Source organism: Flavobacterium glucosi (assembly GCF_048286535.1).
In the GTDB taxonomy this organism is placed as follows: Bacteria; Bacteroidota; Bacteroidia; order Flavobacteriales; family Flavobacteriaceae; genus Flavobacterium.
Genome location: NZ_JBLVPK010000002.1, coordinates 334,954 through 351,893, shown reverse-complemented (window position 1 = coordinate 351,893; position 16,940 = coordinate 334,954). Strand labels below are relative to the sequence as shown.

General features: G+C 34.4%; 17 protein-coding genes. 11 read left to right on the top strand and 6 right to left on the bottom strand.

Going from position 1 to position 16,940, the window contains the following annotated elements; genetic code table 11:
* Positions 1-9: 9 nt before the first annotated feature.
* A complete protein-coding gene (locus ACNQGD_RS04710; RefSeq protein ID WP_417998476.1) occupies positions 10-744 on the bottom strand; it encodes a lysophospholipid acyltransferase family protein in 735 nt (244 codons plus the stop codon).
* Positions 745-869: 125 nt separating this feature from the next.
* On the opposite strand from ACNQGD_RS04710, the gene rnpA reads away from it, so the two are divergent.
* The 3 genes from rnpA (at position 870) to ACNQGD_RS04695 (ending at position 3,829) form a co-directional block, all read left to right on the top strand.
* Complete coding sequence (gene rnpA / locus ACNQGD_RS04705) at positions 870-1,280, top strand: ribonuclease P protein component (protein ID WP_417992931.1); 411 nt, start codon at positions 870-872, stop codon at positions 1,278-1,280.
* A gap of 108 nt (positions 1,281-1,388) precedes the next feature.
* Complete coding sequence (locus tag ACNQGD_RS04700; protein ID WP_417998475.1) at positions 1,389-3,023, top strand: S41 family peptidase; 1,635 nt, start codon at positions 1,389-1,391, stop codon at positions 3,021-3,023.
* Positions 3,023-3,829, top strand: coding sequence for an OmpA family protein (locus ACNQGD_RS04695; protein WP_417995695.1), 807 nt, complete (start codon positions 3,023-3,025; stop codon positions 3,827-3,829). Before ACNQGD_RS04700 ends, ACNQGD_RS04695 begins: the two co-directional genes overlap by 1 nt.
* On the opposite strand, the gene ACNQGD_RS04690 is transcribed toward ACNQGD_RS04695, so the two are convergent.
* The 4 genes from ACNQGD_RS04690 to ACNQGD_RS04675 form a co-directional block, all read right to left on the bottom strand.
* Positions 3,830-4,276: a GNAT family N-acetyltransferase gene (locus ACNQGD_RS04690; RefSeq protein ID WP_417998474.1), complete on the bottom strand. Its 447-nt coding sequence runs from the start codon at positions 4,274-4,276 to the stop codon at positions 3,830-3,832.
* A 46-nt stretch (positions 4,277-4,322) separates the two neighbouring features.
* On the bottom strand, positions 4,323-5,300 hold the full coding sequence (locus ACNQGD_RS04685) for a DUF4837 family protein (protein ID WP_417998473.1): 978 nt from the start codon (positions 5,298-5,300) through the stop codon (positions 4,323-4,325).
* 47 nt (positions 5,301-5,347) lie between these two features.
* On the bottom strand, positions 5,348-7,345 hold the full coding sequence (locus ACNQGD_RS04680) for a LysM peptidoglycan-binding domain-containing protein (protein ID WP_417998472.1): 1,998 nt from the start codon (positions 7,343-7,345) through the stop codon (positions 5,348-5,350).
* A gap of 296 nt (positions 7,346-7,641) precedes the next feature.
* On the bottom strand, positions 7,642-8,829 hold the full coding sequence (locus ACNQGD_RS04675) for a phosphoglycerate kinase (RefSeq protein ID WP_417998471.1): 1,188 nt from the start codon (positions 8,827-8,829) through the stop codon (positions 7,642-7,644).
* 279 nt (positions 8,830-9,108) lie between these two features.
* Here ACNQGD_RS04675 and ACNQGD_RS04670 point away from each other — a divergent pair, with 279 nt between their 5' ends.
* From ACNQGD_RS04670 to ACNQGD_RS04640, 7 genes are all read left to right on the top strand, one after another.
* Positions 9,109-10,257 carry a DNA polymerase III subunit gene (locus ACNQGD_RS04670; RefSeq protein WP_417998470.1) on the top strand — a complete coding sequence of 383 codons (1,149 nt, stop codon included), beginning with the start codon at positions 9,109-9,111 and terminating at the stop codon, positions 10,255-10,257.
* A gap of 4 nt (positions 10,258-10,261) precedes the next feature.
* Positions 10,262-10,645 (top strand): DoxX family membrane protein, encoded by a 384-nt coding sequence (locus ACNQGD_RS04665; RefSeq protein WP_417995701.1) that lies wholly within the window; start codon positions 10,262-10,264, stop codon positions 10,643-10,645.
* Between the two features lie 47 nt (positions 10,646-10,692).
* Positions 10,693-11,202 (top strand): acyl-CoA thioesterase, encoded by a 510-nt coding sequence (locus ACNQGD_RS04660; RefSeq protein WP_417992923.1) that lies wholly within the window; start codon positions 10,693-10,695, stop codon positions 11,200-11,202.
* Between the two features lie 197 nt (positions 11,203-11,399).
* Positions 11,400-12,407 carry a recombinase RecA gene (gene recA / locus ACNQGD_RS04655; protein ID WP_282727903.1) on the top strand — a complete coding sequence of 336 codons (1,008 nt, stop codon included), beginning with the start codon at positions 11,400-11,402 and terminating at the stop codon, positions 12,405-12,407.
* Between the two features lie 134 nt (positions 12,408-12,541).
* Positions 12,542-12,952 carry a lipoprotein gene (locus tag ACNQGD_RS04650; RefSeq protein ID WP_417998469.1) on the top strand — a complete coding sequence of 137 codons (411 nt, stop codon included), beginning with the start codon at positions 12,542-12,544 and terminating at the stop codon, positions 12,950-12,952.
* A 14-nt stretch (positions 12,953-12,966) separates the two neighbouring features.
* Entirely contained in the window at positions 12,967-13,509 is a 543-nt protein-coding gene (locus tag ACNQGD_RS04645; RefSeq protein ID WP_417992987.1) for an RNA polymerase sigma factor, read from the top strand.
* A complete protein-coding gene (locus ACNQGD_RS04640) occupies positions 13,506-14,951 on the top strand; it encodes a hypothetical protein (RefSeq protein ID WP_417998468.1) in 1,446 nt (481 codons plus the stop codon). The genes ACNQGD_RS04645 and ACNQGD_RS04640 overlap by 4 nt, the downstream gene beginning before the upstream one ends.
* Here the strand turns inward: ACNQGD_RS04640 and ACNQGD_RS04635 are convergent.
* A complete protein-coding gene (locus ACNQGD_RS04635) occupies positions 14,935-15,696 on the bottom strand; it encodes a lysophospholipid acyltransferase family protein (RefSeq protein ID WP_417995704.1) in 762 nt (253 codons plus the stop codon). The two genes, ACNQGD_RS04640 and ACNQGD_RS04635, sit on opposite strands and share 17 nt — an antisense overlap.
* 261 nt (positions 15,697-15,957) lie before the next feature.
* Here ACNQGD_RS04635 and trpS point away from each other — a divergent pair, with 261 nt between their 5' ends.
* Positions 15,958-16,935 carry a tryptophan--tRNA ligase gene (gene trpS, locus ACNQGD_RS04630; RefSeq protein WP_417998467.1) on the top strand — a complete coding sequence of 326 codons (978 nt, stop codon included), beginning with the start codon at positions 15,958-15,960 and terminating at the stop codon, positions 16,933-16,935.
* The last annotated feature ends 5 nt before the right edge of the window (positions 16,936-16,940 follow it).

The window sequence follows — 16,940 nt, the reverse complement described above, 5'->3', positions numbered from 1 at the left end:
ATATATAAATTAAATTTTTATTCCTTGAACAACTGCTGTTTCTGTTTTCTCCATCAACTCAGCAAAATCATAATCTTTAACCGCCAACGGTTTATGCACTACAAAGGTAAGGCGATTTCCTATACCTAACGGGAAAAACCCGTATTTAACTATTTTCCAAGAATTGTTTATACTTACTGGAACTACGTATGCCGAGGGCGCATATTTGCATAAAATTTTTAACCCACTTTGTGCAAACTCTTTTGGTTTACCCGTCTTGCTTCTTGTTCCTTCCGGAAAAATAACGGCAGAACGGTTGTGTTTTTCAATGTATTCTGACAATCCTTTGATGGCAGGAATGGCTTGTTTAGGATCTTTACGATCAATAAGAACAGAGCCGCCATGACGCAAATTAAACGACACACTTGGAATCCCTTTTCCTAATTCTTTCTTACTGACAAATTTACAATGAAATCGGCGGAAAAACCAAATCATAGCAATAATATCATACATACTTTGATGATTCGATACAAAAATCAACGGAACATTTTTAGGAATGCTTTCTATGTTTTCAAATTTGTACGTTGTCCCTAAAAGATTCGTACATTTCAATAAGAAAAAATTCAAATAATCGACACTTTTTTTATGGGCTTCATAACCAAAAACATTAAAGCAAACCCACTGAATTGGATGAAAAATAACCAATGTAAGACCGAAACATAAATAATAAATTACGGAAATGGGATACGAAATCAGTTTATGCATGCTTTAAAAATTTGCCACAAAAGTAAGAAATATATTTTTAGCCCGATTTAAATCGGAAACAATATACAGGCTCAACGTTTAATCGTAACTTTGCACGTTAAAATCCATGTCTTTTTTCTATTAAAATGAACTTCACTTACCCAAAAAACGAAAAGCTAAAAAGTAAAATCACCATTGGATTATTGTTTACCGAAGGGAAATCAGTATCTAAATATCCGTTGCGTTTGGTGTATAAAGCCGGTTCTTTAAACGAAAGTGAAAAGATCAAAATGGGCGTTTCGGTTTCCAAAAAGAATTTTAAGAAAGCCGTAGACCGCAATTATTTCAAACGGGTGTTGCGCGAAACCTACCGTCTCAACAAACACCTATTGATTGACAATCTGGACCAACCGTATTCCTTTATGTTTTTTTACCAAACTAAAGACCGATTGACGTATGCCGAAATTAACACCAAAACCATTCAATTGTTTGAGAAGTTTATTGCTCAAAACAGTAAAAAACCAGAATCAGAAAGCGATTCTGTTTCTGAAATTTAAACATTTGATATATTCTAATTAAACAAAATTGTCTTTAGATTCAGTCCTGCATAATTATTTCGTGATTTATTCTTATTTTAGTGGCCTCAAATTTAGTTAATTAAACCCATGGACTTCTTCAAAAAAAAATTCATAATTCCCCTTGTCGCTTCGGCATTTCTGTTCATTGGTGCTAGTTTCAAAGACGATTTTTTTGAAATCGCCAAGCAAATCGAGATATTCACAACCCTTTTCAAGGAATTGAACCGAAATTATGTCGATGAAACCAATCCTGGTGAATTAATGGATAAAGCCATCAAAGGAATGCTAGCTAATTTAGATCCTTACACCGTGTATTTCAACGAGCAGGACGTAGTGCGATTCAAGATAAACAACACTGGAGAATATACCGGAATAGGCGCTTTATTGACTCGAAAAGAAGATAAATTGATTGTTAAAGAGGCCTATAAAAACTTCCCAGCGGATAAAGCAGGTCTTAAAGCGGGTGACGAAATTACTCAAATAGGCGATGTACTATTATCTGATTTCAAAGAAGATGCTTCACAACTTTTTAAAGGTGCGAAGAACACCAAAATCGACATCAAATACATCCGACAAGGAAAAATGAACACTACTCAAATTGTCCTTGATGAAGTCGAAATCAAATCGGTTCCTTTTTTCGCAAAAATAGACGACAAAACCGGATATATTGTGTTGTCTCATTTTAATAAAAAAGCGGCATTCGAAACCAAAGAAGCATTGGAACAATTAAAGAAAGACGGTGCGGAACGAATTATATTGGATTTGCGAGATAATCCGGGAGGGCTTTTGAATGAAGCCGTGAATATCTGTAATTTATTTGTCCCAAAAAATGAAATTATTGTTACTACAAAATCAAAAATAGAAAAACACAACAGTACCTATAAAACAACCAAAGATCCTGTAGATACTGAAATTCCTTTGATTATTATTGTGAACGGCAGAAGTGCTTCGGCATCAGAAATTGTAGCTGGCGCTTTGCAGGATTTAGATCGGGCTGTGGTGGTAGGAAGCCGTAGTTTTGGAAAAGGATTGGTACAAAAGCCGGTAGATTTAACCTATGGAACCCAACTAAAAGTAACTATTTCGCGCTATTACACGCCATCAGGAAGATGTATTCAAGCATTAGATTATGCTCACAAAGACACAAACGGCAAAGCTATAAAGACCGAAGAGAAAAACTACAATGCTTTTAAAACCCGAAAAGGAAGAACGGTTTATGATGGCGGCGGGATTCAGCCTGATGTGGAACTGCAAGAAGCAAAATCAAGTCCAATAATAGATGCTTTGATAAAAAATGACGGTATTTTTAATTACGTAACCAGTTATTATTATAAAAATCCAGATTTAGGAAATCGTATCCCTACCATTACTGATGCTGATTTTTTGGATTTCAAACAGTATTTAAAAGTGCAAAAATTCTCTTTTGATACCGAAACGGAACTCGCTTTGAAAAACACTTTGGCTGTAGCCAAGAAAGAAAAAATAGAGGAATCCATCCTTGCTGAATACCAACAACTGCTTACTGCACTTCAGAAAAGTGAGAATGCTTTATTGGATCAAAACCAAAAAGAAATTAAAAATCTGATTTTGGATGAAATTATTAAACGCTATCAATATCAAGAAGGATTGTATCAATATTATATAAAAAACAACTCCGAAATTAAGAAAGCAGTGGGCATTTTGAACAACAACTCTGAGTACAAGACTATTTTAAAAATATAATGAAGAACTTATTTAGTCTCCTCTTTTTGCTTTTTTTTAGTTATTTATCAGCTCAAATTAAAACCGCAGAAACAGTATATTTCGAATTTGATAAATACAATCTTTATAACGACCAAGTACAAACTATCGTCAATTTTATAAAAAGAGTCGATAGTACAAAAGTCGAATCCATACAGATTTATGGGTATTGTGACGATAGAGGCGATAATGATTACAATTATAAATTATCAGACAGCAGAGTAAAAACAGTTCAAGACATCCTGACTTCTAATGGTTTTAATAAAAACAAAATTGTTATTATCGAAGGGAAAGGTCGGGTGATTTTAACAAATGATCCTTTTGAGAATTTAAATGAAACCCGTTCCAAAAATAGACGTGTTGACTTGTTTCTTGTAAAGAAAAACAGTTTTGGAAAAGGAATATATAACTCTTTTCAGGACAATCATAAGGTTGGTGATCGAGTCTATTTAGAAACTATTTTATTTCCTTTGGGTAGCAGCAAATTAACGGAACAATCCAAACTGGAATTAGACAAAATTTCAACGCTTTTACAAAAACAAAAAAACGTGGAATTCGACATTAAAGGACACGTATGTTGTACTCCAAGCTATTATGATGATGCTATAGACAAAGACAGTCATGAAAGAAAACTTTCTTTAAATCGAGCCAAAAGCGTATACAAATACCTCATGTCTAAAGGCATAAATAGCCTTAGAATGAAATACATAGGATGCGGAAACAAATTTCCTACAGGTTTAGGAGAAGCGCTAGACCGAAGAGTCGAATTTCTTATTGTAAAAATTTAATTACGCTCTTTTCATCTCAATATGCGGAATATCATCTTCCAGATACATTTCACTGGTTTGCACAAATCCGTGGTTTTCGTAGAATTTTTTTAGATACAATTGTGCTCCAATAGTGATTTTGCTTTCGCCAAAATGATGGGTAATTCCGGCAATTGATTCTCGCATTAAGTCATGTCCCCATTTTCTGTCACGATAATTAGCAGCAACAGTTACTCTTCCGATAGAAGCATTGTCAAAACTGATTCCGGGTTTGAATAATCTGGAATGAGCCACAATTTTACCTTCAAATTCGCCTATAAGATGTAACGCTACTTTATCTTTCCCGTCAAGATCCAGATAAACGCAATTTTGCTCCACTACAAAGATCTCACTTCTTAATTGCAACAAATCGTATAGTTCGTAAACCGTTAGTGCGTCAAACGCCTTAATTTTCCATTGTAACATCATGCTCGTTTTTATATTTTTTATATTGTGCAAATAAAAGAAAATAAGATTATCTTTTCAATACATCTACTGATTTTATAATAGCTTCCAATTCATGCATGAGATCGCGTTTTTCTTTGGATGGTGCGTAACAAAAACCTTCTAAAACCAGAACTCGATTGTATTCCTCATCAATGATGGCATAATTGATAAATGGACCCGACATAAAATCATTATTTAATTCCCAAGTTCCCTTTGTCTCAAAGGTTTCTTTATCATCAAGAGTAATCTTGAAAAGGTACGGTGCATACGCCTCTTCCGTAGTCATATTAGTATCAGGCTCGGTACCGCTAATGTATAATTTACCGATGGAATCTCGCATTTTTATAATACTCGAAATTAAATCAGCATCTTTTTTAATTGTGCTTAAAGGAACCTGATAAATTAAAAGACTCGTGTTTCCGCCGATAATTTCTTTTTTTAACCACATAAAATTACTTTTTTGAAGCACGTATGCGTAACCGGAAGGAACCTGCAATGTGATATGGAACTTATTCGAAATTACCTTAGGGTCAATATGGGATTGACTGTTGATTCTCTGACTCTGGGCGATTTCTGCCTGCTTAATCAGCTGAATCATTTTGGGTGCATTTTTTTCAATGCTTGCAATAATATCTGCACTTGTTTTACCAGAAATATGAAATACATTCTGAGGAGTTGCATATTGGTCTTTAACAATCTCAAATTTATTTATTTCGCCTTTCTTTACAACAATAATCGCTCTGGTATCCGTCATAAAACCTTCCAAAAGTTTAACTGGATATTGATTTATGTTGAACAGCGGTTCTTCCTGTGGCAAACCAATTACCGGCGAAGCAAACTTGTTTCGAATGCTGTCTCCTACATCCCCATTCCACAACTGATCATCAATAATAACTGAAATAGTATTGATTTTTCCCGATGTTTTTCGCGGCAAAGATTCATTTTCCTTTTTACAGGAAAACAACAGCAAAGAAATCAGAAGAAATAAAAAATGGGCTTTATTCATATTATTCAATTATAAAATAAAACCCAAATTTATAGAAGTTTATGGTATTATCCGTTTATTTTTAACTTCATTCCGGGCTTGAGTTCTTCACTGCGAATACCGTTCCATTTTTTTAAATCAGAAATGGTTACTCCAGGATATTTTTTTGAAATACTAAATAACGAATCTCCTTTTTTCACATAGTAATCAACCGCTTCATTCTTATAGGAATCGGTGCTATTCGTTTTTTTCTTGAATGAACTTACAGTTGCTTTGTTTGTATTGATAACAATCTCATCTTTGGCAACAATCAAAGTTGCGCCTATGCTAATCGTGTTATCCGGTAAATTATTCCATTGTTTTAAATCCGCCAATGAAGCTCCGAATTTCTTAGCCAATTCCCCTAAATTATCTCCTTTTAAAACTACATATTCAATGTCTTTTCGTTCCGAGCCTGAAACTAATTCTTCTTTACTCTCTGACGCCTTTTTTACAACTTGCAGTGAAGCTCCTAATTGTACATTGTCATTGGAGAGATGATTCCATTCTTGGATTTCGCCAATAGTAATATGGTATTTATTAGCAATGCTTCCTAAATTATCTCCTTTTTGAACCACATAAAATGCTGTTGCAGTAGATGCAATAGCTTCTGATTGTGCTGATTTTTTCTCGAAAGGAACCAGATCCGTTTGAGACTCTTTCTTGAAGGTTGCCACATCAGTTTGACCCATCACTATTTTTAAACTTTTACCAAAAGCCAAAGTATTGCTTTTAAGTTTATTCCATTTTTTTAGGTCTGAAACATCAACGTCATATTTACTGGCAATAATACTCAGATTATCTCCGCGTTTTACTTTATAATACGTTGTTTTGGATCCTGTAATTTTTTGAATGGAATTAGCCGTGTCCTTTACAGCAATGGCTTTTTCAATCTGAAATGGCTTTTCACGTTTGTTTAATTCATATTGAGTGTACGCGTAAATCTGGTCTTCATTAGAGGCAAAAACGGCAATTTTTTCTTGCGGCAATCTTAAATAATGATTTTCATCATGATAAAACGGAATCACATTTAGCTTATAGGACGGATTCAAAACCTGTAATTGCACCACCGGAACATCCAATAAATCAGAGATTTGCTTGAACGTCATTTGCTTCTTGATCATAATCGTATCCGTGGCAAAATGCTTTACTGAGGCTCTGTTAGGGACAATTCCGTGCTCTTTGTGGTATTCATAAATGTACATTGTAGCTAGAAAAGCGGGCACATATCCTTGTGTTTCTTTAGGCAGATTTTTTCTGATGTTCCAATAGTTTTGTTGTCCTCCTGAACGCCTAATGGCTTTTGCAACATTTCCCGGACCAGAATTATAAGAGGCCAAAACTAAGTCCCAATCGCCAAATATTTTATACATATTAGTCATGTATTGCGCCGCAGCTTCACTGGCTTTCAATGGATCACTGCGCTCATCCACATACGAATCGATTTTCAACCCATATTGTTTTCCGGTTTGATACATAAACTGCCAAAGACCTGTAGCACCCATTTTAGAGACTGCTTTTGGATTTAAAGCCGATTCAACAATAGCCAAATATTTTATCTCCAAAGGAACATTTTGTTTTGCCAAAGCTTCTTCAAAAAGCGGAAAATAATATTCTGATGTGCCCATCAAGCGCTCAAAAGATTTCTTTCGGTTTTTTAGAAATGATTTAATAATATTTTCCAGGCCTTGATTATACTCAATATTAAAAGGGGATTTGGCATCCATTGCTGCCAATCTTTCTTTTAAAAGCGCAGTAGGCAATTCATAATCCACGATCTGGTCCATATTAATGTTCTCAATATCCTCTGATAAATTGTTGTATAAATCGAGGTTTGTCAATTCTTTCATCCACAAACTATCAACACAAGATGCTAAGTCATCTTTTATGAAGGTTTTCTTGATAGAATCTAAATAGGATAATTTTGTCTCTACTTTTACAACGTATTTATTTACAACTGTTTCTTGCGAAAATAAATGCACGGATGCTAATAGAAAAAACGATAAAGTGGTATTTTTTATATTCATATTTTTACGATCAAAGACCTATATTTCAAATGATTACAAAGTTTATTTTTACAAACTTAACAGGTTTAAACTAAAAAATTCTATAAATATTGTTAAAAATGCAATCTTTTGTTCATTTGTAAAGAATTTTTAGTGGTTTTTGAGGTAAAAAACCCTTTAAAAAATCAATTCATCAAATTTTTAAAACTAAAAAACCTTAGCGAGAAATAGTTCGTCGTTAAGGTTTTTATAGTATAGATAAGGTATTTTTAAAGCTGGATTACAACTTAAAATGCACCCTTTTTTAAATCAATGTATTAGTCTAATATCGCAGCAATTCCTGGCAATACTTTTCCTTCCAGCATTTCTAGCATAGCTCCTCCACCAGTTGATACGTAACTCATTTTGTCTTCAAGACCAAATTGTTTCACAGCAGCTACAGAATCTCCTCCACCGACAAGTGAGAACGCTCCGTTTTCAGTTGATTCAGCGATGAAGTTTCCAAGGGCGCTGGTTCCGTTAGCAAAACTTTCCATTTCAAAAACGCCTAAGGGACCATTCCAAAGAATAGTTTTAGAATCCATAATTACTTTTTTGAAGTTTTCCAATGATTTTGGTCCAGCATCCAATCCTTGCCATCCGTCAGGAATCTCTTTTACATCAACAATTTGAGTATCGGCAGTATTTGAAAAATCATTTGCTGCCACAACATCAACCGGAATGTGAATTTGAACTCCTTTTTCTTTAGCCAATCTCAAGATTTCCAAAGCCAATTCTAGTTTGTCGTCTTCGCAAATTGAATCTCCAATTTTACCTCCTAATGCTTTCACAAAAGTAAATGTCATTCCACCACCAATAATCATGTGGTCTACTTTGTCCAAAATATTCTCGATAACGGTAATTTTAGAAGAAACTTTAGATCCACCAAGAACTGCTGTTACTGGTTTTTCGCTATTTTTCAACACTTTATTTAAACTTTCGATTTCTTTAGCCAATAATAATCCGAAACATTTCTCCGTTGGGAAAAACTGAGCGATTATTGTAGTTGAAGCGTGTGCTCTGTGTGCAGTTCCAAAAGCGTCGTTTACATAAATATCTCCTAGTGACGCTAGTTCTTTGGCGAAAGCAACATCTCCAGCTTCTTCTTCACTATGAAAACGTAGATTTTCTAATAATAAAACTTCTCCTGCTTGTAATTTTTCAGCTGCGTTTTTAGCCTCTTCACCAATACAATTTGAAACAAACTGAACGGGTACTCCAAGCACTTTAGAAGTGGTTTTCAAGATGTGTTTCAATGAATATTTTTCTTCAACACCTGACGGTCTGCCTAAATGTGACATCAAAATTACGCTTCCGCCTTGAGCCAGAATAGCATCAATGGTAGGTTTTGCCGCTTCAATACGAGTGGCATCCGTTACATTGAAATTTTCGTCCAAAGGCACATTAAAATCAACACGTATTATTGCTTTTTTATTTTTAAAATCAAAGTTGTTCAAAGTCTTCATTAAGTATCTTTTTAGTTTGTTTTTTGAAAGAATAACAAATATAGAACTTTTAAATTATTAATAAATTAGGAAAAACAACATAAAATCAATTTCAAGTAACGAAATCGATGTAAATTAACAAATAATGCGTTTTTTTAATACTTAAAATGTTTTTAATTCTAAAAAAGACGAATTAAATTATAAAAAAGGAGCGTATTTAATATCCTTTTGAAGCACGCTTTTCCTAAAAGTTTGCATCCTAAAATTTTAGACTAAACCATTTTCTGTTATCTTTGCTTTATGCAATTTTCAGAAATTTTAGGACAAGAACACATTAAAAGTCATTTGACAAAAAGTGCTGATTTGGGAAGAATTCCACATGCACAGTTGTTTGTTGGCCCTGAAGGAAGCGGTACTTTACCCATGGCGATTGCTTATGCACAATACATCATTTGCAACAATCAAAACGGAGAGAATTCCGGTTTCAATGAAGCCTGCAACCTGAAATTCCAGAAAACATCACATCCGGATTTGCATTTTATATACCCAACTGTAAGCACAGAAGATGTAAAAACAAAACCCAAAAGTATTGATTTTATCACAGAATGGAGAGCGTTTTTGAATCAAAATCCGTATGGAAGTCTATTTGATTGGTATCAAACTCTGGGAGTTAAAAACAAACAAGGGGAAATAAGGGTTGATGATGCCCAAGAAATTTTGAAATCGCTCGCTTTAAAATCTTACGAAGGCGGATACAAAATAATGATTATTTGGATGGCCGATAAATTGAATATTGCGGCTTCTAATAAATTATTGAAACTACTGGAAGAACCTACAGATAGAACCGTTTTTATCCTGATTTCAGAAAACGAAGAAGATATCATTCAAACCATTCGTTCCCGATGTCAAGTCCTGCATTTTAACGGATTAGATGAAACCGTAATTGCTGAAGCTTTGGTTTCAAGAGAAAACACGGAATCAAAAGAAGCATTAAAAATAGCGCATCAAGCACAAGGAAATTACAACAAAGCACTGCAATTATTACAACCGGACAGCGAATCAGTTTTTTTTGAAAAGTGGTTTGTTGATTGGGTTCGTGCTGCTTTTAGAGCCAAAGGAAATGCAGCTGCCATTCAGGACTTGATTCAATGGAGCGAGCAAATTGCCGGTTTAGGAAGAGAAACCCAAAAGAAGTTTTTACATTTTTGCATCGATATGTTCCGTCAAGCCTTGTTGCTCAATTATCAAACGGAAAGCTTGGTTTATATGGAGCCTAAAGTGGAAAAATTCAAATTGGAGAATTTTGCTCCTTTCGTCAATGGCAACAATATCAATGCTATTTTCAAAGAACTTTCGGATGCTATGTATCACATCGAGCGCAACGGAAATGCTAAAATTGTTTTAACCGATTTATCTATAAAACTCACCCGCTTAATTCACAAAAAATAAAAAAATGAACAACATTACTTCGATTTTAATTTTAATTTTCCTGGCGATTACTTTCTTGCAATCCGGTTACGACAAACTGTTTTATTGGAAAGATAATGTGGATTGGTTAAAAGGTCATTTTTCCAAAACACCATTAAAAAACCATGTGTCATTAGCATTGCTTAACATTTTAATATTAGAATTAATCTCTGGTATTTTATGCGTAGTGGGCTGTATTGAATTATTCGTGAATAATGGTCGAATCTTCGGTTTTTACGGAGCTGTTTTCTCGTGTATCACTTTGTTGATGTTGCTTTTCGGACAGCGATTGGCTAAGGATTACGATGGAGCGAGAACAATTGTCATCTATTTTATTCCCGCTATATTGGCGGTTTATTGGTTAAACTGAACCAAACTATTATTTTAAAAACAACAATTCCCTTTTACATAAAAAACATGGCTCCAAAACATCCTTCAGAATCCCTGACTATATTAACTGATTTGGTTTTACCAAGTGAGACCAATCCTTTGAATAATCTTTTTGGCGGCGAATTATTGGCCCGTATGGATCGCGCAGCGAGTATTGCAGCACGAAGACATTCCCGAAGAATTGTAGTTACGGCTTCCGTAAATCACGTTGCTTTCAACAGAGCTATTCCGCTGGGAAGTGTTGTTACTGTTGAAGCAAAAGTTTCAAGATCATTCAAGAGTTCTATGGAAATTTTTATTGATATTTGGGTCGAAGACAGAGAATCTGGTAACAAAACCAAAGCCAACGAAGCGATTTATACTTTTGTTGCGGTTGATGATACCGGAAGACCCGTAGAAGTGCCACAAATAGTTCCAGAAACAGAGCTAGAAAAACAACGTTTTGATGCCGCATTAAGACGCAAACAACTCAGTTTAGTTTTAGCAGGAAAATTAAATCCTCACGAAGCTACTGAATTGAAGGCCTTATTCCTATAACACGTACACTCAACTTTTTTTATTAAAATTTAGATTTAAAATATTCTCGAAAGAGAAAATTTACATTAAAAAAAGAAGTATTTTTACGAAAATAAATGTTCGCATATAAATGAAATTTTCAGGGTAATTAGTCATTCTGTCAGTTTCTTATAGTTATAAAATAATACAAATAGATGAAAGAAAAGGTAAAAGAGAAGATGAGTACAGAGAAAGAATCCAAATTAAAAGCGCTACAACTTACGCTTGACAAACTAGACAAAACCTACGGAAAAGGAACGGTGATGAAAATGGGCGACAAAGCCATTGAAGAAGTGGAAACCATCTCATCAGGATCTTTAGGAATCGATTTGGCATTAGGCGTTGGCGGGTATCCAAGAGGTAGAATTATTGAAATATACGGTCCAGAATCTTCTGGAAAAACAACCCTAACACTTCATGCTATTGCCGAAGCTCAAAAAGCAGGAGGAATTGCTGCTTTTATTGATGCGGAACATGCTTTCGATAGAAATTATGCAGAAAAACTAGGCGTAGATATCGAAAACCTAATCATCTCGCAACCAGACAACGGAGAACAAGCGTTGGAAATTGCCGAGAACTTAATTCGTTCAGGAGCGATTGACATTGTAGTAATTGACTCGGTTGCCGCATTGACTCCAAAAAGTGAAATTGAAGGAGAAATGGGAGATTCTAAAATGGGTCTTCACGCTCGTTTAATGTCTCAGGCGTTGCGTAAATTAACAGGAACCATTAGCAAAACAAATTGTACTGTTTTCTTTATCAATCAATTAAGAGAGAAAATTGGGGTAATGTTTGGAAATCCTGAAACTACAACGGGAGGAAATGCATTGAAGTTTTATGCTTCGGTTCGTTTAGATATCCGTCGTTCTACACAAATTAAAGATGGTGATAACGTTCTTGGAAACAGAACCAAAGTAAAAGTGGTGAAAAACAAAGTTGCTCCACCATTTAAAATTGCTGAATTTGACATCATGTATGGTGAAGGAATTTCAAAAACAGGAGAAATTTTAGATTTAGCTGTAGAATTTGAAATCATCAAAAAAGCGGGATCTTGGTTCAGTTATGGTGAAACCAAATTAGGACAAGGTCGTGATGCCGTTAAGTCTTTAATAAAAGACAATCCGGAATTAGCAGATGAATTAGAAGAAAAAATTAAAGCCAGAATAAAAGAATTAGCAGCAGCATAAAAACTAAACCCGATATTCTCGGGTTTTTTTTATTTATAACGCAACCTTTTTAAAAAATTTCATCTATTAAGAAAACCGTCAATAAAAATTTTTAAACTGACGGAAGAATAATATAAACTTTTAAATTATTAAAGATGAAAAAAATTATTTTACTCACCCTGTTTTTATTGACCCTTACTGGCTGTAGCATTGATGATGACCAACCAAATTACAGCTATGAAGTACTTGCAATAGACAGTTATATTGTGCCTGAATCTTTTACCTTAGGAGAAACCTATAAAATAAAATTGAAGTACAAAAAACCTTCAGATTGCCATTCCTTTCAAGGAATCTATTACGATAAAAATTTAAACGTAAGAACAATTGGCATACAAACTACTGTTTTTGAAAGTACAAATTGCACCCCTTTGACTACGGAGCCAATTGAGGTCTCTTTCAATTTTTATGTAACGAATACTGGCTCCTATATTTTTAAGTTTTATAAAGGTGAGGACACTAATGGTGAAAATATATTTGAAGAAGTTGAAATTCCAGTGATTAATTAATGTCCGTAAAAACTGTGGTATTAGATCAAATAATTAATCAATGCAAAAAAAACTGCCCCAAGGCACAAGAGCAATTGTACCAATTGTTTTCTAAAATATTCTTTGGGGTATGTTTAAAATATTCCAATGATTATGCAGATGCCGAAGACAATCTACAGGATGGGTTTTTGATCATTTTTGATAAAATTGAGCAGTATAATTTTAAAGGTTCTTTTGAGGGATGGGCAAAGAGAATATTGATTAACAATGCCCTTCAAAAATTCAGAGGCGTTAGATATATGGAAGTCATAAATGACAATATTCCTGAGGAAGAAGTCGAAATTGAAGACGAAAATATTTCTATCGAGTATCTAATGCAAATCATTCAAGAGTTACCAGACCAGTATCGATTAGTTTTTAGTCTCTATGTACTTGATGGATATTCCCATAAAGAAGTTTCCGAAATGCTTAAGATCACTACCGGGACCACAAAGTCAAATCTTGCCAGAGCTAGAGGAATTTTGAAAGAAAAAATTGATCATTACACAAAAATTAAAATAAATTCATTGGCAAAATGAACGATAAAAAAAATATAGACCGATTGTTTCAAGAGCGATTCAAAGATTTTGAATCAGAGCCAAGTAAACAAGTTTGGATAAATATTCAGACCTCTTTAAAAGAAAAAGAGAAGGACAGAAAAGTAATTCCGTTTTGGATAAAATCTTCTGGGATTGCAGCTGCTTTACTTTTAGGTTTTTTTGCATTGAACACCGTTTTAAACACTACTGTTGAAATAAAAAATGGTGTAGTTCTAGACACGAAAATTTTAAAAAATTCGTCTGATGGAAAGGATTCTATTTTTGATAAAACAAAAAAAGAGCATGATCCTTTAGAATTGAAAACAATGCCCCAGGTCGTAGTTAGCAAAAGTAAAACAGGGAAAACAAATGAAAAAGAAATTATATCTTCTGATGGATTTAAAATCAATTCGAACAAAAAGAAGAATCAGAACAGTTCTGTTGTTTATTTCCAAAAAAATCATTCACCGCTAAAACAAACAATAGCAAATACTGACAACCTAAAATCTACGGCTGTTATCACTGAAAAAAACAGTATAAAAAACGCTGACCCGTTTGAAAATAGTCAACAAAATCAAACACCAGCAAAAAATGTTTTAAAAGTGGATGAAAACGCTGAAATTGCCGCAATAGAGTCTAAAAAACAGCCCGAAAGTAGTGCTGAAACACCAAACGAATTAGAGGAAATTCTTAAAAATAAAATAGGAGAAGAAAAAGAAATTTTGGCTTATAATCAAAAAAATAAATGGCAAATTACGCCAAACATTGCGGCAGTATATCTAAATTCGAATTCAGGCGGTTCTGCCATTGATCCTCAATTTTCAGAAAATGAAAAAACAGCCGATAACAGCTTAAGTTTTGGTATTGGCGTAAATTATGCTGTTTCTAAAAAAATCTCTTTGCGATCCGGAATTAATAAGCTCTCGTTAGGATACAACACCAATAACGTAGTTTACTCAGCTGGTTTGGCTAACAATAATCTGGTAAATATCAATTACTCTTCAAATGCATTAATTGAGATTAAAAGCCAATCGGCCCTGAACGGCTTATTCACTTTTGAAAAAGACCTACAAAAAACCAATACAGGCGCCATCAATCAAAAAATGGGCTATTATGAAGTGCCTTTGGAAGTTTCCTATGCAGTTTTGGATAAAAAATTTGGGATCAACCTCATTGGAGGTGTAAGTACTTTATTTCTCAGCCAAAATAAAATATCGTTAATGTCATCTGAAGTCAATGTAAAATTAGGAGAAGCAAAAAACCTAAATCAAGTCCATTTTAGCACTAATGTAGGTTTGGGATTTAAGTACCAGATCCTGAAATCATTCCAAATTAATGTGGAACCAATGGTTAAATATCAATTGAATACCTTTTCAAACAACTCGAGTGACTTTAAACCGCTATTTATCGGATTGTATTCTGGTATTAGCTATAGCTTTTAATTGGATCTGAATCGAAAGCTATTAGTTGACTGTATATTACCTCGCGTACTTCTTCTCGGATTTCTTTGCGGTCAACGCCAGTTTTACCCAAAGTTTCTACGTGTGAATGCATTTTTACCCGCATAATTCCTGGGCTTCCGCTAAAAAAAGTATAGGAGAATCTCTTCTTATTATCGGCAAAAGTAATGGGAACTATGGGGATTTGATGTTCTATCGCCAAGCGGAAAGCACCGTCTTTGAAAGTGTCCAACAAAACCGATTCGTTGCCTGGAACGCCACCTTCCGGAAAAATACAGATACTCAATCCTTGATTGATTCTTTTTTGAGCGCGATTAAAAACTTCCATTTTACTTTTAGAACAATTCCTATCCACCAAAATACAGGTTCTTTTATAGAAAAAGCCGAATAAAGGAATTTTTGACAGCTCTTTTTTACCCACAAAAACAAACGGATTTTTCGTCAGGGCAAGCATCAACATAATATCGGCCATGGAAGTATGATTGGCAACAATCATATAGCTTTTTTGGTATTCCATTTCTTGGTTTTTATCTATTTTATAATAAAATCCCATTCCAAAAAGAATAAATTTTGCCCAAATACGAGCCATTTTAAAAAAATAGGGATAGCCACTTTCCGTCAAAATAGACAATACCAGAAAAGGAAACATCACCAATATAGGAATGGCCATCAAAATATAAAACCATACGCGCCATAGCGCCCAAAAAATAATTTTTAATCCTCTCATAAGTTCAAAAGTAAGAAATCAGACGTTATGATGCTCAAAAAATCTTTTTGCTTTTTTAGCATATAAGTCATCTGCGTTTTTAAGTTAGTGCCTCAATTATAACTCCTTCTTTTAATAATCAACGTTTTATGGATTTAAATGGCTTATATAGTTAAAAGAAAATTCTGCAGATGCAATTTTGAACACGTTGATTTTAAAATTTGCGAATTTGCGGTAAAAAATAAAAAACTTTGCGAACTTTGCGGTTAAGAAAAAATCATAATGGCAAAAATACTTACAGGCGTTCAAAGTACAGGAACACCGCATTTAGGAAACTTACTTGGCGCAATCATTCCCGCAATAGCACTATCAAATAAACCTGAAAACGAATCCTTTCTTTTTATTGCCGATTTACATTCGATAACACAAATAAAAAACGGCGAAACCTTACGAACTAACACCTACAGTACTGCTGCAGCTTGGCTTGCTTGTGGTTTGAATGTAGACAAAGTAGTTTTCTACAGACAATCGGATGTGCCGCAAACAGCAGAATTATCGTGGTATTTAAGTTGTTTTTTTCCTTTTCAACGCTTGACATTAGCGCATTCTTTCAAAGACAAAGCCGATAGACTGGAAGATGTCAATGCAGGTTTGTTTTCGTATCCAATGCTTATGGCGGCCGATATTTTATTATACGATGCAGAGTTTGTTCCCGTAGGAAAAGACCAATTGCAACACGTTGAAATCACACGTGATGTAGCGTCACGTTTCAACCACCAAATGGGAGAAACGTTTGTGATTCCTGAAGCAAAAATTCAGGAAGACAGCATGCTGATTCCGGGAACCAACGGGGGAAAAATGAGTAAATCAGCCAATAATATTATCAATATCTTCTTGGATGATAAAGCGTTACGCAAACAAGTCATGAGTATTGAAACCGATAGCACACCGCTGGAAGACCCAAAAAATCCAGAAACATGTAATGCTTTTGCTATTTATTCTTTATTGGCAAATGAAGAACAAATTGCCACAATGACTGCCAATTACCTTGGTGGAAATTATGGCTACGGTCACGCCAAACAAGCGTTATTTGAATTGATCACAGAAACTTTCAAAACCGAGAGAGAAAAATACAATTACTACATCAATAACCTTCCCGAAATAGATGCGCTTTTAAAGATTGGTGCTCAAAAAGCTTCGGCTGTTGCCAATGGCGTTCTGGCAAGAGTGAGAGAAAAATTAGGATTTGAGGTTAATTAAAACTT